The 21,433-nt window shown below is 45.9% G+C and carries 19 protein-coding genes, 1 tRNA gene, 1 other RNA gene and 2 pseudogenes; 10 read left to right on the top strand and 13 right to left on the bottom strand.

What is annotated here, in order from left to right; all coding sequences use genetic code 11:
• Positions 1-23: 23 nt before the first annotated feature.
• From rsfS to VC182_RS09770, 5 genes and pseudogenes are all read right to left on the bottom strand, one after another.
• Positions 24-410: pseudogene (gene rsfS, locus VC182_RS09790) on the bottom strand (ribosome silencing factor); the annotation flags it as partial.
• Between the two features lie 45 nt (positions 411-455).
• On the bottom strand, positions 456-1,145 hold the full coding sequence (locus VC182_RS09785; RefSeq protein WP_216243386.1) for a nicotinate-nucleotide adenylyltransferase: 690 nt from the start codon (positions 1,143-1,145) through the stop codon (positions 456-458).
• Entirely contained in the window at positions 1,142-2,053 is a 912-nt protein-coding gene (hemF, locus tag VC182_RS09780) for an oxygen-dependent coproporphyrinogen oxidase (protein WP_323485202.1), read from the bottom strand. The genes VC182_RS09785 and hemF overlap by 4 nt, the downstream gene beginning before the upstream one ends.
• Before the next feature lie 42 nt (positions 2,054-2,095).
• Positions 2,096-3,373, bottom strand: a complete 1,278-nt coding sequence (gene purD, locus VC182_RS09775; RefSeq protein ID WP_323485181.1) for a phosphoribosylamine--glycine ligase — start codon at positions 3,371-3,373, stop codon at positions 2,096-2,098.
• Positions 3,374-3,425: 52 nt separating this feature from the next.
• Positions 3,426-4,145 carry a YebC/PmpR family DNA-binding transcriptional regulator gene (locus VC182_RS09770; protein WP_072583807.1) on the bottom strand — a complete coding sequence of 240 codons (720 nt, stop codon included), beginning with the start codon at positions 4,143-4,145 and terminating at the stop codon, positions 3,426-3,428.
• 152 nt (positions 4,146-4,297) lie between these two features.
• Between VC182_RS09770 and VC182_RS09765 the strand changes: the two genes are divergently transcribed.
• A tRNA-Leu gene (locus VC182_RS09765) sits at positions 4,298-4,382 on the top strand.
• Positions 4,383-4,420: 38 nt separating this feature from the next.
• Here VC182_RS09765 and VC182_RS09760 read toward each other — a convergent pair.
• From VC182_RS09760 to lptF, 3 genes are all read right to left on the bottom strand, one after another.
• Positions 4,421-5,362 (bottom strand): CysB family HTH-type transcriptional regulator, encoded by a 942-nt coding sequence (locus VC182_RS09760; protein WP_323485180.1) that lies wholly within the window; start codon positions 5,360-5,362, stop codon positions 4,421-4,423.
• Positions 5,363-5,424: 62 nt separating this feature from the next.
• Positions 5,425-6,579, bottom strand: coding sequence for an LPS export ABC transporter permease LptG (gene lptG, locus VC182_RS09755; protein ID WP_323485179.1), 1,155 nt, complete (start codon positions 6,577-6,579; stop codon positions 5,425-5,427).
• On the bottom strand, positions 6,576-7,691 hold the full coding sequence (lptF, locus tag VC182_RS09750) for an LPS export ABC transporter permease LptF (protein WP_216243967.1): 1,116 nt from the start codon (positions 7,689-7,691) through the stop codon (positions 6,576-6,578). Before lptF ends, lptG begins: the two co-directional genes overlap by 4 nt.
• A gap of 164 nt (positions 7,692-7,855) precedes the next feature.
• Between lptF and VC182_RS09745 the strand changes: the two genes are divergently transcribed.
• The 9 genes from VC182_RS09745 (at position 7,856) to VC182_RS09705 (ending at position 17,711) form a co-directional block, all read left to right on the top strand.
• Positions 7,856-9,460 carry a leucyl aminopeptidase gene (locus tag VC182_RS09745; RefSeq protein WP_416350583.1) on the top strand — a complete coding sequence of 535 codons (1,605 nt, stop codon included), beginning with the start codon at positions 7,856-7,858 and terminating at the stop codon, positions 9,458-9,460.
• Between the two features lie 27 nt (positions 9,461-9,487).
• Positions 9,488-9,952: a DNA polymerase III subunit chi gene (locus tag VC182_RS09740; protein WP_323485177.1), complete on the top strand. Its 465-nt coding sequence runs from the start codon at positions 9,488-9,490 to the stop codon at positions 9,950-9,952.
• Between the two features lie 14 nt (positions 9,953-9,966).
• Entirely contained in the window at positions 9,967-10,755 is a 789-nt protein-coding gene (gene lgt / locus VC182_RS09735; protein WP_072583801.1) for a prolipoprotein diacylglyceryl transferase, read from the top strand.
• A gap of 7 nt (positions 10,756-10,762) precedes the next feature.
• Positions 10,763-11,671 (top strand): LysR family transcriptional regulator, encoded by a 909-nt coding sequence (locus tag VC182_RS09730; protein ID WP_216121284.1) that lies wholly within the window; start codon positions 10,763-10,765, stop codon positions 11,669-11,671.
• Positions 11,672-11,809: 138 nt separating this feature from the next.
• Complete coding sequence (locus tag VC182_RS09725; protein ID WP_072583799.1) at positions 11,810-13,114, top strand: malonyl-CoA decarboxylase domain-containing protein; 1,305 nt, start codon at positions 11,810-11,812, stop codon at positions 13,112-13,114.
• Between the two features lie 142 nt (positions 13,115-13,256).
• Positions 13,257-14,291 (top strand): TRAP transporter substrate-binding protein DctP, encoded by a 1,035-nt coding sequence (dctP, locus tag VC182_RS09720; protein WP_216243956.1) that lies wholly within the window; start codon positions 13,257-13,259, stop codon positions 14,289-14,291.
• 1 nt (position 14,292) lies between these two features.
• Entirely contained in the window at positions 14,293-14,811 is a 519-nt protein-coding gene (locus VC182_RS09715; RefSeq protein ID WP_323485176.1) for a TRAP transporter small permease, read from the top strand.
• Position 14,812: 1 nt separating this feature from the next.
• Complete coding sequence (locus VC182_RS09710) at positions 14,813-16,168, top strand: TRAP transporter large permease (RefSeq protein ID WP_323485175.1); 1,356 nt, start codon at positions 14,813-14,815, stop codon at positions 16,166-16,168.
• 13 nt (positions 16,169-16,181) lie between these two features.
• The gene (locus VC182_RS09705) at positions 16,182-17,711 is read left to right on the top strand and encodes a malonyl-CoA synthase (protein WP_323485201.1); all 1,530 of its coding nucleotides are present in this window, start codon (positions 16,182-16,184) and stop codon (positions 17,709-17,711) included.
• On the opposite strand, the gene VC182_RS09700 is transcribed toward VC182_RS09705, so the two are convergent.
• From VC182_RS09700 to VC182_RS09685, 5 genes and pseudogenes are all read right to left on the bottom strand, one after another.
• Entirely contained in the window at positions 17,712-18,530 is an 819-nt protein-coding gene (locus VC182_RS09700; RefSeq protein WP_323485174.1) for a sulfite exporter TauE/SafE family protein, read from the bottom strand.
• Positions 18,531-18,749, bottom strand: a non-coding RNA gene (ssrS, locus tag VC182_RS09695) — 6S RNA.
• 99 nt (positions 18,750-18,848) lie between these two features.
• Positions 18,849-19,064: pseudogene (locus tag VC182_RS11580) on the bottom strand (cell division protein ZapA); the annotation flags it as partial.
• Complete coding sequence (locus VC182_RS09690; protein ID WP_323485173.1) at positions 19,045-19,332, bottom strand: hypothetical protein; 288 nt, start codon at positions 19,330-19,332, stop codon at positions 19,045-19,047. The gene VC182_RS09690 and the pseudogene VC182_RS11580, both read right to left, overlap by 20 nt.
• 27 nt (positions 19,333-19,359) lie before the next feature.
• Complete coding sequence (locus tag VC182_RS09685; RefSeq protein WP_323485172.1) at positions 19,360-21,327, bottom strand: TonB-dependent receptor domain-containing protein; 1,968 nt, start codon at positions 21,325-21,327, stop codon at positions 19,360-19,362.
• Positions 21,328-21,433 lie beyond the last annotated feature (106 nt).

The raw sequence follows: 21,433 nt of genomic DNA, 5'->3' as shown, positions 1-21,433 counted from the left end.
TGCCGCAAGTGACGACGATATTACTCGTCGTCTTCGGATTCGCTGGCCTTAACAAGACCTTTGTCACCAGCTAATTTCACGCGTACAGGTTTGGCACCCCACATACCCTCAAGCTGATAGTAAGAGCGCAGCATCGGTTGCAAAATATGTACGACGATGTCGCCACAATCAACCAGTACCCATTCGCCGGTTTCTAAACCTTCGATAGAAATGACTTCTCCACCTTTAGCATTCACCTCTTCTTTAACCGACATAGCTAAAGAACGTGTTTGACGGTTACTAGAACCAGTGGCAATGACTACTCGATCAAATAACTCGCTTAATTTAGTGGTGTCATACACGCGGATATCTTGTGCTTTAACATCTTCTAGGGCATCAATCACGACGCGTTGTAATTTACGTAAGTCCATATTTTCTCGGCAATAATTTTTCTATTTAGGGTGATCTTAGCTTGATTACTGGTACAAGCCCAGATTTGTAATGATTTCTAGGGTGTGGGTTGGAATTTGCTCGGATGCAATAGAGGTCCGTAAGCTGGATTTAAGGCGATCTCGTAGTGCTGTTGAGGATAGATCAATATTCAAGCTTTCATCGATGTATATGAGGCCTGCAGCGCTATTTTCAAGGGCGTCGGCATCAGATGTTTGATGGGTCTTCAAAAATTGACCTACTTCAGAGCTTATTTCTAGCTTTAAATCATGATGCGGCCTAGTCGCCACCGCAAAATTAACATACTGACTCAGCTTTTCCCAGGAGTTCCAGCTAGGGAGGGCAACCAAGGAATCTGCCCCCATTAGCCAAGTCAGGCTAGCACCTGTTCCAAAGCGCTCACGCAAGGCTTTAACGGTATCAATCGCATAACTAGGCCCAGCGCGATCAATCTCCATGCGATCAATGCCTACTTGAGTGGAAATCTTGAGATATAAAAATGCGCGCGCTAAATCAATACCGGCAGCTTCAGTCAACTTCAGGCGCATTTCTGCAGGAGTAATACCGGTTCCCTTTTGCCATGGCTCACCACTCGGAATAAGTAGCAGTGCATCTAAGTGGAGTAGCTTTGCAAAATGCGTAGCTAATTTTAAATGACCAACATGGGGCGGATCAAATGTACCCCCGAGAATGCCAATTTTCTTTATAGCGCTCAAACTAGCCAATCTCGTGGCTTAAGGTAATAGTCATACAGCTTTGCCTCAGGAGTACCAGGCTTGGGTTGCCAGTTGTACCACCACTGAACTACTGGTGGCATCGACATCAAAATAGATTCGGTGCGACCACCAGAGTGCAAACCAAAGATAGTCCCACGATCAAAGATCAGGTTGTATTCCACATAGCGACCGCGCCGATACTCTTGGAAAGATTTTTCTTCGGGAGTGAAGCTATCTTGATAGCGGCGCTGCACGATTGGTAGGTAAGCAGAAATAAATGCATCACCCACTGCGCGAGTCATAGCAAAACTTTTCTCAAACCCAAGCTCATTAAAGTCATCAAAGAAAACGCCGCCAATACCACGAGGCTCTTCGCGATGTTTTAAGTAAAAGTATTCATCGCACCATTTTTTAAAACGAGGGTAGAGCTCCTCGCCAAAAGGGTCTAAGGCATCTTTAGCGGTTTGATGAAAGTGTTTGCAGTCTTCATCAACGCCGTAATAGGGTGTGAGGTCAAAGCCACCCCCAAACCACCATACCGGCTCTTTACCAGGCGCTTGCGCAATAAAGCAACGCACATTCATATGCGTGGTGGGTACTTTGGGGTTATTCGGGTGGAATACCAAAGACACGCCCATTGCTTCAAAGCTACGACCTGCTACCTCTGGACGATGATGTGATGCAGAAGGGGGCATTTGATCGCCACGGACATGGGAGAAGCCTACTCCACCTTTTTCCAGAATATTGCCGCCATCCAAAATGCAGGTGCGACCATAACCCTTGAGTTTGCTGTCTTCAGGTTTGTGCCACTCATCAGCAACAAAGACCTTGCCATCCAAAGCACTCATTGCACTTGTGATTCGGTCTTGCAAGCCTAAAAAATACTCTTTTAAGGTTGCGATATCGATTTGGGTCTGTTGATCTGACAAGGGCGTTCTAACTTGATGGGTTTACTTAATTGCGCGGTAGCCAATATCTTTACGATATTGCATGCCGTCAAACTGGATATGGTTGATGGCTTCATATGCTTTTTGTTGGGCGCCACGCACGGTATCAGCAAGTCCAACAACGCACATCACCCGTCCACCGGAGGTCACTACTTTGTCATCTTGTAATTTTGTACCAGCATGGAACGTAATTTGATCTTCAGTATCAGCCGGAATGCCGGTAATCACATCACCAGCACGCGGGGTATCAGGGTAATTGTGGGCTGCAAGCACAACGCCTAAGGCAGTGCGACGATCCCATTCCAGTTCAACTTCATTGAGCGTTCCATCTACTGCATGATCTAGTGCATTGACGAGATCACTGCGCAGGCGAGCCATGATCGGTTGTGTCTCTGGGTCGCCCATGCGGCAGTTAAATTCCAAAGTCTTGATCTTGCCATCGGGAGAGATCATTAAGCCCGCATACAAGAAGCCTGTGTACGGAATGCCATCTGCTTGCATGCCCTTCACTGTTGGCATGATCACCTCACGCAATGCACGCGCATGAATTTCTGGGGTAACAACTGGTGCAGGGGAGTAAGCACCCATGCCGCCCGTATTTGGCCCTTGGTCAGCATCGAGCAAGCGCTTGTGATCTTGGCTGGTCGCTAAAGCAAGAACATTCTTGCCATCCACAAGAACAATAAAGCTGGCTTCTTCACCTGTTAGGAATTCTTCAATCACCACACGGGCACCTGCATTGCCTAATTTGTTATCAGCCAACATCATGTCAACAGCGGCATGTGCCTCTTCAAGACTCATTGCCACTACAACACCTTTACCTGCCGCAAGGCCGTCAGCCTTAATCACAATTGGCGCACCCTTGGCATCAATATAAGCATGCGCTTCAAGTGCACTAGAAAACGTTTGGTAATCGGCCGTTGGAATACCATGACGCTTCATAAAGGCTTTAGAAAAGTCTTTAGAGGATTCCAGTTGAGCCGCCAATTGTGTTGGGCCAAAAATACGCAAGCCATTGTTGCGGAATACATCCACAATGCCGGCGGCCAGCGGAGCTTCTGGGCCCACAACTGTTAGATGAATCTTCTCGCGCTTAGCAAAATCAGCCAGCTCTTGCAATCCAGTGATCGGTAGGTTCTCAATACCTGCAGCAGTTTGTTTAGCAGTTGCTGAACCACCATTGCCAGGAGCAACATAAACCGTTTGGACTTGTGGTGATTGAGCCAACTTCCAAGCTAGCGCATGTTCGCGTCCGCCAGATCCGATTAGGAGAATTTTCATAACAAGCTATCTAGTATTTAAATGAAGTAATTAAAAGAAATAAAGTTAAAAATTAAAGTGCCGCGTTCGTAAACACTTCTTGAACGTCATCCAAATTCTCAAGCGCATCTAACAATTTCTGCATGCTCTCAGCCTGATCACCTTCCAAGGCAATCTCAGTTTCAGGGCGCATGGCAACCGTTGCTAGCTCAGGCTTGAGACCTGCTTTACTAATGGCATCTTGTACGTTTGAAAAATCAGGAACAGGAGACAGTACCTCTAAAGAACCGTCATCGTGAGTAATCACATCTTCAGCGCCAGCATCTAATGCAACTTCCATGAGTTGATCTTCGCTAGTACCTGGAGCAAATAACATCTGACCGCAGTGTTTGAATAAAAAAGCAACAGAACCTTCGGTGCCCATATTGCCGCCATTCTTATTAAAAGCATGACGAACTTCAGCAACGGTGCGGGTACGGTTATCGGTTAAGCAATCCACAATAATGGCGGCGCCATTCATGCCATAACCCTCATAACGAATTTCTTCGTAGTTCACGCCTTCTAGAGATCCAGTGCCGCGTTGAATCGCTCTTTGCACGTTATCGTTTGGCATATTGGAGTCTTTGGCCTTATCAATAGCTAGGCGTAAACGTGGGTTAGTAGCAATATCACCACCGCCTAATTTGGCGGCTACGGTAATTTCTTTAATGAGTTTGGTCCAAATCTTGCCGCGTTTTTCGTCCTGACGACCTTTGCGGTGCTGAATATTGGCCCATTTCGAATGGCCGGCCATACGGGTAAGTCCTTTTAATAATTTGGCTAGAAGAGCTCATTTTAAGGGGTTCTAGACCCAAGGTAGGGGGTATCTGACCATTTTTTGTTACACTCTTATGTCTTAGCAGTAACAAAGTAGCAAAGTAAGCAGAATTTCCACTGCAAACACCTGCCTCGGTGATGGAATTGGTAGACGTGCCGGACTCAAAATCCGGTGCCGCAAGGCGTGGCGGTTCGAGTCCGCCCCGAGGCACCACTCAAAGACTGTTCAGTCCTTGAGCATCCCTAGATTATTTAAATTTCGTAAGTCTCGGATTCGTTATTCATTGCCTGCTCAACAATCTTCTTGGTGAGCGTTGGTGAGAATAGTTCAATGAAGGTGTAAACAAATGAGCGTAAGTAAGCGCCTTGTTTGACGCCAAGATGGGTCACGTTGTTACCAAATAAATGTCCCGCAGGAATCACTTTAAGATTGCGATCTCGATCGGGGTCATAAGCATGACCCGCAACAATACCAATGCCCATACCCGTTTCTACATAAGTCTTAATGACGTCGGCATCAATCGCTTCCAAAATAATATCGGGCGTAATGTTTCTTTGCGCAAAGGCTGCATCAACCTTGCTGCGACCAGCAAATGCTTTGTCGTAGGTGATGATTGGGTACTTAGCAATCTCTTCGAGATTAAGTGTTGCCTGGTTGAGAAGGGGATGGCTTAGCGGCACCATGAGTACGTGCTGCCATTGATAGCCCGGCAGGGCCAGTACCCCCGGAGTGTTGGCGATACCTTCCGTGGCAATCGCAATATCCGCACGATCATGTGTGAGTAACTCTGCAATTTGACCTGGATTACCTTGCTGAATACTCACCTTTACCTTTGGAAAGCGTTTAGTAAATTCAGTCAGCACTTTAGGAAGTGCGTAGCGCGCTTGTGTATGGGTAGTGGCAATGACGAGGCTACCTTGATCTTGACTAGCAAAATCCTTACCCACTCTCTTCAGTGTTTCCACTTCATCAAGGATGCGTTCAACCGAGCTCAAAATGCGTTTACCTGGTTCCGTCAAGGAGCGAATCCGCTTGCCATGGCGACGAAAGATCTCCACGCCTAACTCATCCTCCAATTCGATAATTGCTTTAGAAACCCCTGGTTGAGAGGTGAATAAGGCTTTAGCGGCAGTGGTTAAGTTGAAGTTTTGCCTAACGGCTTCACGCACAAAGCGAAATTGGTGGAGATTCATAAGGATTCCTGTCTATATATCAGCAATGATATAGGAATCAAATTCTAAATGATTTTTGGGTATTAAGCCTTAGAAACCCAGCGCAACCCGAATAGTGCCAAAAGGAAGTAGAGCAAAGGCGGGGTAAGCGCTGTTAGAAGCGCTGGCCAAGAGCCCAAAAGCCCTACGTTGGAGAAGAGGGAATTAAATAGCTGGAAGCTCATGCCCAGCATGATTCCGCCAAACACTTTAATGCCAACGCTTCCTGCTCGAACCTTAAGGTATGCAAAGGGAAGGGCTAGCGCGAGCATCACAAAAATCGTGAAGGGATAAACCACTTTCTTCCAGAAGGCGATGGAATGTCTCTGCGCATCTTGTTTGTTTTCACGAAGGTGGGAGATAAAGCGACCCAAACTCATGATCGACATTTTTTCAGGGCTAATTAAAAGCACATTCAAAATTTGGGGTGTAACCTCCGATTCCAAAGTGAGAATCGGATGAGTAAAAGTTTGCGCTGAAAAAACTGGGTTCAGTGGGTCAGACTGCTTTGTTTCTTTAAAGCGAGTTTCGGTGACGTCATTTAAAACCCAAATGCCAGTCTCATCAAACTGTCCGGAGTCTGCGCTACGGATTGAGAGAAGATGATAGGTGTCATCAAACTCATACATACGGATATTTTGAATCTCATTATCCTTGTCAACTTTGCCCACGTTGACATAGCGCACTCCTGGACGCACGGGCCCGCTGCCATCCTCATCGCGTAGGCGATCTTTTACCCAAACACCCGTTTTAAATTGTGACGTATAGGCTGAGCCCATAGCCTTCATGCGAATCTGGTCAGACTTTGCTTCGGAATAAGGGCCAACCCATTCACTCATGATGAGTGTGAGCGCTATTAATGGAAGTGAAATTTTTGTGAGAGTAATGAGCCCGCGTTTAACGTCTAATCCAGCGATGCGCAAAATGGTGAACTCAGACTGGCTAGCTAGCATTGCAAACACATAGATACTGCCAATCAAACCTGCAATGGGAATGATTTCTGAAATGCGGCTTGGGGCTTTCAGAAGAACATGAAGTAGCGCTAGAGGAAGCGTGTAGCCCCCCTGCACAGACCCCAACTCACTCAAGATATCGAAGAACAAAAACAAGGCCACCAAAGCGAACAAGATAAAGCCGAAAGCAGCATAAATCTGCTTGGCTAGATAGCGCTCGTAAATGAAAGGAAAGAGCAATTTCATTTGGTAGCCATTGAAGCGGGCAATTGACGGCGCCACCACTTTAGAGAAGGATTCATACGATTGCGAATTAAGGCTATCGCAATTAATAGGGCGAGCAAATGAATAGGCCAAATTGCAACAAATACACTGACCTTGCCTTGTGAGACAAAATTTTGCGTCAGGTTCAGTAAGTTGCTATAGATTAAATAAATTAAGACCGCATAAAACATCGCAGTGTAATTGCCCAGGCGAGGGTTTACATAAGCAAGCGGAATTGCAATCAGCACCAAACCTAATGCCATTAATGGCAAGCCAATGCGCCACAGTAACTCAGCGCGATTAGGGCTGATAGAGACTGGATTAGGGTCATTTAAAAGCTCAGTGATCGTCTTCTCGCGATCACGTGGCGGGGGTGCCAATGATTCTTTGCTCCGTATCTTGGTGCTGTATTCGTTAAATTCTAGAATTCTGAAATCGGGCTGAGTGGGTTGCCCCTCATAGCGTCTACCGTTATGCATCACGATGGATTTCTCACCACCTGCAGAGTTTTGAATAAATCCAGTTTGGGAAACTGCAATGCTCAGCCGACCATTCTTGGAATCAGCTACGAAGATATTCTTGACTTCGCTTTTATCAACATCGAGCTCTTCAATAAAAAATACACGCTCTGCTTTTGCGGACTCTTTGAATTGTCCGGCGCTCACCATGGATACGTCATCACGTTGTTGAAAGCGTTGACTAATTAAAGTGGATTCTCGGTTGGCCCAGGGCCACACAAAAAGAGCCAGGAGCGCGATCACAATAATGAGCGGCGTGGCAAATTGCATGATAGGGCGAATAAGATTGGTAACGCTTAGACCACTAGCAAACCACACAATCATTTCAGAATCTTTGTACCAGCGCACCAGAACAATTAATGTTGCGACAAATAGTGAGACTGTTAAAAGAACCGCAAGATAACCCAGGGTAGCTAAGGCAATTAACACTAGAGCGTCTTTTGGATTGACCGCCCCGTTAGCGGCATAACCCAAAATTCGGATCACCAAGGTGGTCACCATAATGGTGACTAAGACCAAAAAGACCCCGCCAGTCGTAAAACTGAGTTCGCGGCGAAGGGCCTGGTTAAAAATCATGAGAATTTATAGGTCTGGACTTGAAGGGTTATTGGGCTTGTAAATGGCTTATATTGCTGCAGGTAAGGGAAGTTATTCTCATGTCGGAGGATAATGGATAAACGTCCCAAATTAGCAGATTACCCCCTTTTGAAGCGACCAAAACACTGTAATAGATTATGACAATTCAATTCAGCACCAAGATTTTCCCTCAAGCAGACCTTCAGAGCCTAAAACTCCAGAAATCTAGCCTCAAATCCTTGCTTAGCCACAATACCGACTGCTTAGTTTTGGCATATTCCCAGGCGGATTTTGATAGTTTCTCTGGTGCTAAGGGCGCCAAGGCAAAAGCGGGATTTTTGCTAGAGCTAGATCTTTTGCTCGGAGGCTCAGTCAATCATGCCAATCTTGTTGGGGATTTAGATTCCAAGCAAGCTTCCGTATGCATGCTACGCGCAGAAAAATCTTGGTCCACTAATGGGGTTAAGGCAAAACGAGTATTACTCGTTGCTCTGGGTGATGTACATCTTGCTAGCGAACGGAGTTTGACTACTTATTCCAAAGTTGCTCGCGCAGCTTTGAAGGTCTTAAGTGGCGGATCCATTGAAAGTGCGCTTTGGTTTACACCAAGTTTTGCGCTTGCACACAAAGCTGACTTTATTGCCGAAGAGGTTCGCCTTACTGTTCAATACGCTGGCGACCAAGCTTATCGTTTTGGCGTGCGTCAGCCCGCTATGAAATTCAAAGTAAAAGATAAAGCAGACACATTTAAGCATCTCGTCTTTGCAGGTAACGATGCCTGCGCTAAAGAACTGAAGCCTGCGGTAGAGCAGGGCGTAGCTATGGTGGAGGGTATGAATCTGGCGAAGGATTTGGGTAACCTTCCTCCAAACATCTGTACACCAACTTACCTCGGTAAGGCCGCGCAGGGCTTAAGTAAAAAGACTGCTTTGAAAGTGGATGTACTTGGGCTCAAACAAATTGAGGCCTTGGGAATGGGCTCATTCTTATCCGTTGCCAAAGGATCTGCTACCCCGCCGCAATTTATTGTGATGAAACATCAAGGTGGCAAAGCAGGAGAGGCTCCGATTGTTTTGGTGGGCAAGGGCATCACTTTTGATACTGGTGGAATTTCATTAAAGCCAGGTGAAGCCATGGATGAAATGAAGTACGACATGTGTGGCGCAGCTTCAGTGATCGGTACGATGTACTCCGTTGCTTTAATGAAGTTAAAGAAGAACGTGATTGGCGTAGTTCCTACTTGTGAAAATATGCCATCAGGCCAAGCAACACGTCCTGGCGATATTGTGAAGAGTATGTCTGGGCAGACCATTGAGGTTCTCAACACCGATGCAGAAGGTCGCTTAATTCTGTGTGATGCGCTGACTTATGTAGAGCGCTTTAAGCCGGCGGCAGTGATTGACGTTGCCACCTTAACAGGCGCTTGCGTGATTGCTTTGGGTCATGTGCATAGCGGTTTGTTTTCTGACGACGAGAGCTTGGTAAGTGAGTTGACTAAAGCAGGTCATGCTTCTTTGGATACGGTATGGCGTTTGCCTTTGGATGCGGCTTACCATGAGCAGCTCAAATCTAATTTTGCAGATGTTGCCAACATTGGTGGTCGTCCAGCTGGCAGCGTGACAGCGGCTTGCTTCTTGTCTCGCTTCACCGAGAAATACAAATGGGCTCACTTAGACATTGCTGGTACTGCATGGAAGAGTGGCGCTGCCAAAGGCTCTACCGGTCGTCCTGTGCCCCTCTTGGTGAACTTCTTGCTCGAGCGCAAGTGAGCGCTTTAGATCTTGGATAAATATTGAATGGCTCGAATTGATTTTCATAGCAATGTGAGTGATAAGCTGGAATATGCTTGTCGCCTTACGCGTAAGATTTGGAGTGCTGCGCCTGAAGGTGAGCCAGTCCGCAATATTGTGATGGTGGGTGAGAAAGCAGATCTGAAAAAGTTGAACGAGCTTCTTTGGGCATTTAGCAGTACTGATTTCTTGCCGCATTGTTTTATTGAGGAAGAAGCTGCAGCTGAAACCCCAATAGTACTCACGGATGACTTTGCTTCCTTGGCCCTGAACGATATTCCCCATGCTGATGTCATGATTCATTTGGGAATGCGTATGCCTGCTGATGTGCCGGCCTTGGTTGCGCGCTTTCCCAGAATCGTTGAGGTAGTTACTGTGAATGAAACAGAGCGATTAGCAGGGCGCGAGCGTTTTAAAGCCTATCGAGAGTTGGGCCACGAGTTGCATAATTTCGACCAATCCAAAAGCTAACGATCCCAATACCCATGTTGATTCATCCACAGTTTGACCCTGCAGCAATTCGTATTGGATCTTTTGCAATTCATTGGTATGGCTTGATGTATTTAATGGCCTTCGTTCAATTTTTGCTTCTGGGTCGCTTACGCATTAAATCACCACGTTATCAATCCCTAGGTTGGACCTATAAAGATCTTGAGGATCTCCTGTTTGCCGGCGTTCTGGGCGTCGTGTTAGGCGGTCGTTTGGGCTACACCTTGTTTTATATGCCAGGCTTCTATCTAACTCACCCTTTGAGTATTTTTAAGATATGGGAAGGCGGCATGTCTTTTCATGGTGGTTTGTTAGGTGTGCTAGTTGCACTTTTCTGGTTTGCTAAAAAGCATAAGACCACTTTTTTTGTCGTAAGTGATTTGGTTGCTCCACTAGTTCCCTTTGGGTTGGCATTTGGTCGACTAGGGAACTTTATTAATGGCGAGTTATGGGGAAGACCTACTGATCTTCCATGGGCAATGATTTTTCCTTTAGTAGATTCTGTGCCACGCCATCCATCACAGATTTATCAACTGCTTGGTGAAGGTGTACTCCTGGGTATTGCGCTTTGGATTTATGCAGGCAAGCCAAGACGTGTTGGCCAGATATCTGGATTTTTCATGTTGGGTTACGGTATTTGCCGCTTCTTGGCTGAGTATGCGCGTGAGCCCGATTCCTTCTTGGGCCTTCTAGGCTTGGGTTTATCTATGGGTCAGTGGTTGTGTGTGCCAATGATATTGTTTGGCCTCTATCTCATGACTGCATTTAAATCCAAGAGTCAATAATTAGCTCATGCTGAATGAAGAGCTAACACTTCGAAAATTAGAAGTACTGTGCTCGTTTATTCGGACCGGCAGTCTTTCAAAAACAGCAGAAGAGTTGCGTTTAAGTTCAGTCAGTATTCACAAGGCATTGCATTCCCTGGAATCCGGAATAGGGTGCGCCCTATTTGTAAAAGATGGACGCCAGTTAAAAGCTTTGCCGGCAGCTATTTATTTGGCTGAAGCAAGTGCCGATTTATTGGCTGACGTAGATCGTGTTCTCAAAAAGACGAGAGCAAAAGCCGGTGTCGAAAGCGGGCAAATTCGCCTGGGGTCAATGTACTCTTTGACGGCCAATATTATTCCTAGAGTCATTATGGGTACCAAAATTCGTAGACCTGATTTGGATATTGATTTGTATCTGGGATCTAATGAGGACTTGATGAAAAGGCTCAGCGAGGGAAATGTAGATGCAGTAGTCATGGCGGTTCCTACAAGAGATCTTCCGGAGGGTGTTCAGGTAGTCCCTCTTTTTGAGGACCAGTTGTTTTTAGCTTCCTCAAAAAACAATAAGCCAGCCGAAGCTAATATTGATTTATCCGAGTACCAAAATGAGAAATTTTTAACCCTTCAAGATGGTTTTGCCACCACCTCAGGGTTTTATGAGGCTTTCCAGTTGGCTGGATTTGCCCCCAATGTAGTTATGAAGGTGGGTGATATCTTTTCTTTAATGAATATGGTCTCCGGGGACCTGGGAAGATCTTTATTGCCCGGTAGGGTGAAGGCATTAATGGGGGATGCGATTGAATTTACCCCGTTATTGCCAAAATATCAGGCAACCCAACATATTGCCCTAATGTACCTCCAGGCTAATGAATCAAACCCCAATATCCTCGCTCTAGCGGCTGAAACCCGCATGATGCATCGCAATAATTTCTAAACCTGGCTTAACGCGCTAGCTAATTCATTAACTTAAAGTTAATGAATATATACTTTCATTAATTGATTCAGGTATGGCTCAGCTATACATTAGTAATCAACCCGCCACCCTTTGGGTTGAATTCTTTGAGAGATACACATGCTTGAAAAGCTAGCAAAAGCCCGTTACTTTTCCCGCGTTACCGGCGCGGTTAATCGACTCATTTCCGAGCGCGGCGAATCGAATGCCGTCAGCATGGCTAATGATGTGATCCACAACTATCGCAAGCTCTCTAAAGATCAACACTCTAAATTTTTTAATTTTCTATTTGAAAAACTCAATCCTGATGCTGCTGCGGTCATGGCTGCTGCGCAAAATTTTTCAGCAGAAGCAAGTGCGCGTAATTACATTAAATTACAACGCGTGACTGAGCCTCCGAGGCAGGAATTGTTTCGTCGACTTAATCGTGCAACCAATGGAACTGCTGCGCTTGTAGGTATGCGTCGTGATCTGTTGCAATTACTTGAAAAGCAGCCGGAGTTAACAGCAGTTGATTTTGACTTGCGTCACCTCTTGTCTTCTTGGTTTAACCCAGGATTTTTAAAGATGCATCGGGTGGATTGGAAGTCACCTGCCGAGGTTCTGGAAAAACTGATTCAGCATGAGGCTGTGCACGCAATTGATGGTTGGGATGACCTGCGCCGCCGCTTGCAGCCTGATCGTAGGTGTTTTGCCTTCTTTCACCCGCAGCTTCCAAACGAGCCTTTGATTTTCGTTGAAGTAGCGCTTTTGCCAGAAATTCCCGCTGTGATTACGCCTTTGGTAGATAAGAAGGCAGAGACAGTTCATCAAACTTCACAATATAAAGTGGCTGCTTTTTATTCTATAAGTAACTGCGAGCCAGGCCTGCGCGGTGTTTCAATGGGTAATTTCTTGATTAAGCGCGTTGCCGAACAGTTACATGCAGAATTTCCTGGTCTCAAAACCTTTGTGACGCTTTCTCCAATTCCAGGCTTCATTGACTGGGTCGCAGCTGGTGCAGATATTGGCAGCGAAAAGACAGGTACCCAACTCAAGCCGGCAGTTCGCACAGCTCGTGAGCAATCCCTGGAGATCCTTGGACTTGCTAATCGCTCTTGGTCTGAGCGCTTAAGTGCTGGCTGGCATCCAGACAATGCTAATGAAAAAGAAAAGGCCGCTTTACTGTGCCTCGCAAGTATTTACTTGGGTTTAGGTTCTGCTGGCCGTAACGGTAACCCGGTTGCCAAGTTTCACTTGGGCAACGGCGCCAAGCTTCATCAGATTAACTGGGCTGGAGACCTTTCTCGCAAGGGTTTACGACAGTCCGCGGCACTTATGGTTAATTATTTATATGATCTTTCGGCTGTTGAGGAAAATCATGAGCGATTTACCCGGGGTGAAATTGATTATTCCCGTGCGGTTGGTCGTTTAATGCAGCCCTAAGTAAGAAATTTAGTGGAGGAGACGCTAAAGCAGAATTCACAGAGTATTCGCTTTAGAATGGAACATGAAGAAGCCGGCGGTCACAAAACTGGCAGTACCCACAGTTGTAAGTAGAAAAATAATAGTCATTTAGGAGATGAACATGACAGATTCAAAAGAAATTTCTCAATTGCGTCGCACATTGTTGCTGGGTGCGGCTGGAGCATCCCTTGCTGGTTACGATCTGAGCGCGTTTGCTCAATCAGGCGCCAAAAGTTTAAAGATTTCTCACCAATTTCCAAGTGGCACAGACTTCCGTGATCGCTTATGTAAGAAGTTCGGTGAAGAGGTCACTAAAAAAACAAACGGCGAATTGAAGTTCGACGTTTATCCGCAATCCTCATTAATGAAAACAAATGCTCAATTTAGCGCTCTCCGTAAAGGTGCCCTTGACTTTAGTTTCTACCCAATGCCTTATGCAGGTGGAGAAGTTGTTGAGGCTAACATTGGTCTAATGCCAGCGCTAGTTACTAGCTATGAACAAGGCGCTAAGTGGAAAAATGCTGAAGTTGGCAAGATCTTGAATAAGGTCATGGAGTCCAAGGGTATTGTGATTGTTAGTTGGGTGTGGCAGGCTGGTGGCGTTGCTACACGTTCTGGTCCTATCGTGGTTCCGGACGACGTTAAAGGCGTTAAGGTGAGGGGTGGCAGTCGTGAATTTGATGCCATGCTTAAGGCAGCAGGTGCATCCGTAATGACCTCAATTCCTTCAAATGAGATTTATCAGGCCGTGCAAACCGGCTCACTAGAGGCGGCCTACACATCATCGGCAAGCTTAATGTCATTCAAGCTTGCGGAGTTAACTAAAAACTTTACTTCCGCCAAAAATAAATCCTATTGGTATATGTTAGAGCCGCTCATGATGTCAAAAACGGTGTTTGATTCTTTAACACCAAAACAACGCGACGTCATTATGGCGGTCGGAGCGGATATGGAAAAATTTGGTACCGAACAGGCCAAATTGGATGATATTGATGCAGCGATTGCATTTGCTAAAGCCGGCAACAAGGTTTTTGAAATGGATACGTCGGTAGTTGATAAATGGAAGGCAGTAGCTAAAAATTCTGCTTGGAAAGAATTCTCCGAGCGTAATGAAACTTGTGCTGCAATGATGCGCTCGGCAGAGAAGATTTCATAAAATGATGTTGATTCTAGAGGCTGCCGACAGAGTGATGTCGGCAGTGAATAAATTCTTGGTGTTACTGGGCTCACTCGCCCTGATGGCCGCAGCTCTCATTCTGAGTTACAGCGTTATGTCTCGTGGTTTATTTCATACGGCGAACGACTGGCAAGATGAAGCTGCTCTATTTTGCTTGGTGGGCGTAACTTTTCTCTGCAGTTCATATGTGCAAGAGAGGCGTGGCCATATAGGAATTTCTGCAATTGAGGGCCTGTTGCCTCACCCGGTTAATAAAGTGCGCGGAATTGTTATTGATGTGATTTCCTGCCTATTTTTTGCCTTTTTTTCTACGAAAACTTGGGATTTGCTTCAGGAAGCATGGGTAGATGGTCAAGTAACTAACTCCACATGGGCTCCTCCCTTGTGGATTCCCTATTTAATGATGTTTGCTGGCATGGCATTGCTCACATTTCAACTATTTCTACAAATTTTCATCAGAAAAACGATCGCTACTGATGTTGTGAGTGGGGGTCACTAATATGTCTATTCTTACCATTGGTCTTTTATTTGCTTTTGTAACCCTGGTGATTATGTTTTCGGGGATTTCAATTGCTTTTGCTTTAGGTATTGTTGCAATTATTTTTATGTATTTCTTCATGCCTGCTTCATCATTGGATACGGTTGCGCAGAACGTGTATGAGGAAATGTCCAGCATTACTTTGATGTCCATACCATTGTTTATCTTGAAAGGTGCTGCTATTGGCCGTTCACGTGCGGGCAAGGATTTGTATGATGCTCTTCATGTATGGATGGGTAAGATACCTGGCGGCTTAGGAGTTGCGAACGTATTTGCTTGTGCGCTGTTTGCTGCTATGGCCGGATCTAGCCCTGCAACCTGCTCTGCAATTGGTAGCGCAGGAATTCCTGAGATGCGTAAGCGTGGCTACTCTCCAGGTTTTGCAGCAGGCATTATTGCTGCTGGTGGCACCTTGGGAATTTTATTGCCACCTTCAATCACCATGATTTTGTATTCTGTGGCAGCAGAGCAATCATTGGGGCGCTTATTCTTGGCGGCTATTGGCCCTGGCGTAATGTTGGTCATGTTCTTTTCCGTCTACACGGTCTATCGCTTCCGTAAAGAGTACACCAGCGCTTACGAAGCTTATGCCGTGACTAAGGTTTCTACGCCCATATTGGAGCGTCAAACCTACACCATTCAGCAAAAAATGAGCTCATTGCCTAGAGTGCTGCCTTTCTTAGTTTTATTGATCGGTGTAATGGTTGCCTTGTACGGAGGATATGCAACGCCTGCTGAAACAGCGGGCTTGGGCGCAGTCTTTGCATTTCTATTAATTGCAGTGATTTATAAGATGTGGCGTTTCAAGGACCTGTACCCATTGTTAGATGTCACGATCCGCGAATCCGCGATGTTGATGTTCATCATTGGCATGTCCCTCTTATTTGCAAATGTGATGAGTTACTTGCATTTAAGTCAGTCTGCTGCACAGGCAATTGTTGATCTAAATACTTCCAGATGGGTGCTATTGGGAGCCATTCTACTAATGGTGATCGTCCTAGGATTCTTCTTGCCACCTGTCTCGATTATTTTGATGACTTCGCCAATTTTCTTGCCACCTCTGCGTGCCGCTGGCTTTGATTTAATCTGGTTTGGCGTGGTGATGACTATTGTGATGGAAACGGGCTTAATTCATCCACCAGTTGGCTTGAATATTTTCGTTATTAAGAATATTGCCCCTGATATCACCTTGCGTGAAATCATCTACGGCGTGATGCCATTTGTATTCATCATGCTTTTTTCTGTTGTATTGCTTTGCGCATTCCCAGAAATCGCCACTGGATTATCTAATTGGGTAATGGGTGCGCCTCTAGTTTAAGAAATCAAGGAATATTTTCATGAATTTGTATTCAGTATTGGAAAAAGGTTTTCCAAAGGATAAAAAAGCGTGCGCTCTCGAGACACACGACGGTCTTTATTACTCTTGGGGTGACCTTGAGTCAGCAACCGCCAAGCTGGCTAATTTACTTGTTAGCTTGAAGCTTCCAAAAGGAGCTAGGGTTGCAGTGCAGGTTGAGAAGTCTCCTGAAGCACTTTTTCTTTATCTAGCAACGATTCGTGCGGGCTATGTGTATTTGCCGCTGAATACTGCTTATCAGTCAGCTGAAATCCAGTACTTCCTAGAGAATGCTGAGCCAGCAGTGGTTGTGTGCAGCAGCAAGAATCTCTCTTGGGTTTCTAAGGTAGCTTCCAAGGCTGGCACTAAACATGTATTCACGCTGGACGAGAATCGTATGGGTACTTTATTAGAGCGTGCAGGAAACCTGAGCGACAAATTCAAGACCGTTCCAGCGAAGGATAATGATCTTGCAGCGATTCTGTACACCTCCGGTACGACAGGACGCAGCAAGGGCGCAATGCTGACTCATAAGAACCTTGGCAGCAATGCACAAGTGCTGCAAAAGTTCTGGGGCTGGAAAAAAGGCGACGTATTGCTACATGCTTTACCTATCTTCCACGTTCATGGATTGTTTGTGGCGGCGCATGGCGCATTGATTAATGGCAGCAAAATGATTTGGTTGCCACGTTTAGATACGGCGCAATTGATTAAGCACATGCCACAGTCCACAGTGATGATGGGTGTACCTACATTCTATGTACGCCTATTGGCTGACAAAGGATTTACTAAAAAAGTAGCAAGCAATATGCGTCTATTTGTTTCCGGCTCAGCTCCTTTGCTGACAGAAACATTTAATACCTTCAAAGAAGTGATTGGCCAGCCGATTCTTGAGCGTTATGGCATGAGTGAGACGGTGATGTTGGTTTCTAATCCTTACAAAGGCAAGCGCGTAGGTGGTTCAGTTGGCCTACCATTGCCTGGCGTTAAGGTGCGTGTAGTGGATGAAGATAACAAGCCATGCAAAGTAAACGAGATTGGCAGTATTCAAGTGAAGGGCCCGAACATATTTGCAGGCTACTGGCGTATGCCTGAGAAGACTGCCGAAGAATTTACCAAAGACGGCTGGTTTAAAACTGGCGACGTCGGTCGTTGGGGTGGCGATGCCAATGGCGGTAAAGCTCCAAATGATTACTTGTGCATTGTTGGTCGCAGCAAGGATTTGATTATTTCTGGTGGCTACAACGTTTACCCGAAAGAGATCGAAAGTTTTATTGATGACATGACTGGCGTTGATGAAAGTGCTGTGATTGGTATTCCGCACCCTGATTTTGGTGAGGCAGTGATGGCAGTAGTGGTGCCTAAGGCCGGAGCAAAACTCAATGCAGAAGCCATGATTGCTACTTTGAAAACACAAATTGCAAACTTTAAGATTCCAAAGCGCGTAGAGATTGTTGCTGATTTACCTCGTAACGCTATGGGTAAGGTGCAAAAGAATATTTTGCGTCAGCAGTACACAGCGTAATTAGAAGCCGAATGCCTTGCGGCTTTCATTAAACATGAAGGCTGCAAGGAAAAAAAGCATGATGCCAAAAACTCGTTTGAGTTGAGCAATATCGAGTTTTCTGGCCATCTTTGCACCTAAAGGTGCAGTAAAAATACTGACCGTCACGATGCACGCAACCGCTGGTAAATATACAAAGCCCAAAGAGCCTGCTGGAAGATCGGGGTTGCCCCAGCTCCCATACATATAACCAATAGTGGCCGCTGCAGCAATTGGAAAGCCCAAGCCAGATGAAGTAGCCATTGCTGTATGCGGCTTGACGTTGCACCAAAGCATAAATGGCACAGTAATAAATGCCCCACCTGCGCCTACTAAGCTTGCAAGGGCTCCAGCAAAGGTGCCAAACGAAAATAATCCAAGCGTCCCAGGTAAGTCTCTGCCTGCCTTAGGCTTCTTATTGAGCAACATCTGGATTGAGGTGTAAACAATAAAGACGGCAAAGAAAAGTGAGAGCCAAGAAGTTTTGAGCGCTTCAAATAATTCGCTGCCACCAATCAGTCCGCCAAAAACCATTCCGGGACTTAAGGATGCAACCAGCCTCCAATCAATTGAGCTATGTTTGTGATGTGCCCAAATAGCAGAAGTTGTCGTAAATAAAATGGTGGCCATTCCGGTGGCAATTGCCATATGTACGATGACTTCTTGGTTAAATCCGAGATGATTAAAAACCAAGATCATGAAGGGGACCAGAATCATGCCGCCACCAATGCCTAGTAGTCCAGCCAAGTAGCCAGAGATGGCGCCGCACAACATCAACATCAAGATATCGTTTAGTAACATGAATTCCCCGCCTTAGCCGCTAGGCCGTCATCCTGAACCCTAAGGTTCAAGGTGGAACGGCTACTCTGCTTTGGGTGCATTAAGAGGTTCAGGGAGTAACCAAGTCTAAGTTGGCACTGTGAACTTGCAAAACGCTCACGCCCGCAATGTAAAGATCGTTCCTGATGCTTGCGCATCGGTTCAAGGAACTATTGGCCTTGGCGAACCAGGCAGGGAAAGGGTTTGCATCAAAGCATCTACTTGATCTTCAAGAGCGCGAATTTCACCTTGTAGGCGAGTAACTTCATCCGAGCTCACGTTGGAGGAGGTGCTTTGTTGCGATTGATTTTTTTGTAAAGTAATAAGATCGCCAGCAATTTTGAGTGCCGCCATCATGCTCGCTCTTTCAATGCTGCGGTTACCACCATTAATAGCCAGTTGAATTTGTTCGTCTACCAAGACACACGCTGCACGGAGTAATGGCTCATGCTCGGCACTGGTTGCCAGAGTAATTTTCTGGCCGGCAAGACTTACCTCAATGCGTTGCTGGCTCATTGTCATCCTCGGGGTTATTTGGTGGGATAGCTTCGCCTAGTAGATTGAGCTGGCGACCGTCGCTTTGTTCTGGCAGACGACTTAGGATATGTTGAATACGCTTTTGCGCATCTTCAATCTTGTTTTCGAGTTGCACTCGATTTTGGTTTAAGTTTTGAACGGCTTCAGCAATAACCTGAATTTTTCCAGCCACTCGATTGATGGATGCGCATAGCGCATCCATACCTAAGGCTAGGTCGCCAGTGGAAAGAGGGGAGGTCTCGCTCATACTGGCATTGTAGTCTGAAAAAAGAGCTTATTTCATGGCGTAACGCAGCCCTACAAATACGTTTGAGCCCGGGGTGTTGTAGCCATAACTAAGTTGGTAGGTCTTATTTAAAGCATTATTCCAGCGGGCAAAGACGCTCAGGTCTTTCTCTAAATCGTAATTAGCATAGAGATTGAAGATGGTGTAGCCGCCCATGCCAGTGTTTGCACCCTGAAAATCGTCCCTTCTTCCGGAAAAAGTAGCCCCAATTCCGGTAGTTAATTTGAGATAAAGATACTCGCCCGCCACATTGCCGTATTGCTTAGCCTGTTTTATCAAAGTGCTATTAGTGCTCTCGTTTACCGGGTTTTGTTGTGTGAAGGAGCCTTTTAAGCTGAGTGAAGACATTTGTACGGCGCCACTCAAAGTGCTGCCAGTAATTTTGGCGCTGGCTACGTTGGATGCACAGCCAAAAATACCTGTTCCCACTGGGCAAGTATCTGAATTGCTAACTTGAATTAAATTTGAGATGGAATTACTAAAGACCACAACATGCCCATCAAGACCTGGTTTTTCATAATGCAGTCCTGCTTCAGTGTTTTTACTTTTCTCAGGAAGGATGGCTGTATTTCCGTATCCTGGGTAGTAGAGGTCATTAAAGGTTGGTGCTCTAAATCCAGTTCCGTAGTTGATGTTCGCACGCCATTCTTTGGTGAAGAAATAACCATAAGCCGCGGCACCGGTAGTTTGTGGTCCATAACCTGTAATGCTGTCATTGCGGAGCGAGAAGTTAGCTAAGTGCGCCTCTCTTTTTAGTTGATAAGCAATAGCACCTGAATTGGTATTACGAGTTTGACTAAAGCCTAAAAAAGGATAGGGCGCTGTCAAGTTGTTGAAGTCACCGTTGTTGTAGTCCAGTTGATTGCTGGAAACTTTTTGGGTTTTTCTTTCCGCTAATACTTGCAAAACATCAGTGCCAATAGCGAAATCATTTTGCCAGGTGTAGGTATTTTGTCTTTGATTCAGGGTGCTGTCGTATGCTGGGTTATCTGGCGTGCCAGGAGCATGGTTTAGTGCGGTTCCTGTTTGTGCGGATGCTTGCAGGAGGCTGCGCCAGTTTTCCATCACTTGATTTTTAGAGTAGAGGGAATAGGTTCCCAATTGAGAAACTTGATTTTGAGTTTGTTGATATAAAAACTCTTGTGGGTCAAACCCAGGTAGTTGGTTATTTAGACGACTATTTAAAAACTGTAATCCAAACTCTTGTCCCTTACTCCACTCCTGGGATAGTCTGCCAGTAATACTGTCTTGAACGTAGCCCGTTCTGCCTGATGCGCTAAGCCCATCCTTATTGTTCGGTGCGATAGTGTTGAAACCCATGGAGAGCGTTTGGCTTGCGGCAAGCGAGTAGCGAATTTTTTGATCGCCTTGCGTAGAGCCATTAATGCTGGCTTCACTGATGCTCGTGCCGTAACTGCCGTATCCAAAAGAGGCGCCCACCTTAGCAGGGCCATCGCTTTTTTTGGTAAAGATTTGCACTACGCCACCGATGGCATCAGAGCCATAAAGACTACTTTGAGGGCCAAATACAATTTCAATATGATCAATGATGGTCAGCGGGATAACTGACCAGTTGGTGCCGCCATTAATTGCATCATCAATACGCACGCCATCGATTAATACCAGAGTCTGGTTATTGGTAGTGCCTCTCAAGAAAACGCTGGCATTAGATCCGCCCGTTCCGTAACTAGAAATGGTCACCCCCTTTTGTCGTTGCAGTAATTCAACCAAGCTCGTCTGTCCGGCTTGCTCAATTTCTTCAGGGCCAATGTAAACGTTATCGGCCAATACATCGCTCGCTTTGGTTGGCGTACGCGTTGCGGTGACGATGATAGGGTTAAGTGGACTAGCAGCGCTTGCTAAAACTATTGGTGAGTTGTTTTGTGCGAAGGCATTAATGCTGATGAGGGCACCCAAAAGAAGTGCCGCTTTTTTGTTGTTGAACTGCTGCTTCATGATTCACTTTCTGTTATCGATTGCCTAGCTAACTTCCCCGTTAGCTGGGTCGAACAGAATTTCCCGTGCAGGAGTTCAGGCGTCAATTGGGCGCAGTATCGAGAGA

Source organism: Polynucleobacter sp. AP-Nickl1-40-C4 (genome assembly GCF_035012665.1).
Taxonomy (GTDB): Bacteria; Pseudomonadota; Gammaproteobacteria; order Burkholderiales; family Burkholderiaceae; genus Polynucleobacter.
Note: the sequence above shows the minus strand (reverse complement) of the source record. Positions and strands in the feature narration are given on the sequence as shown.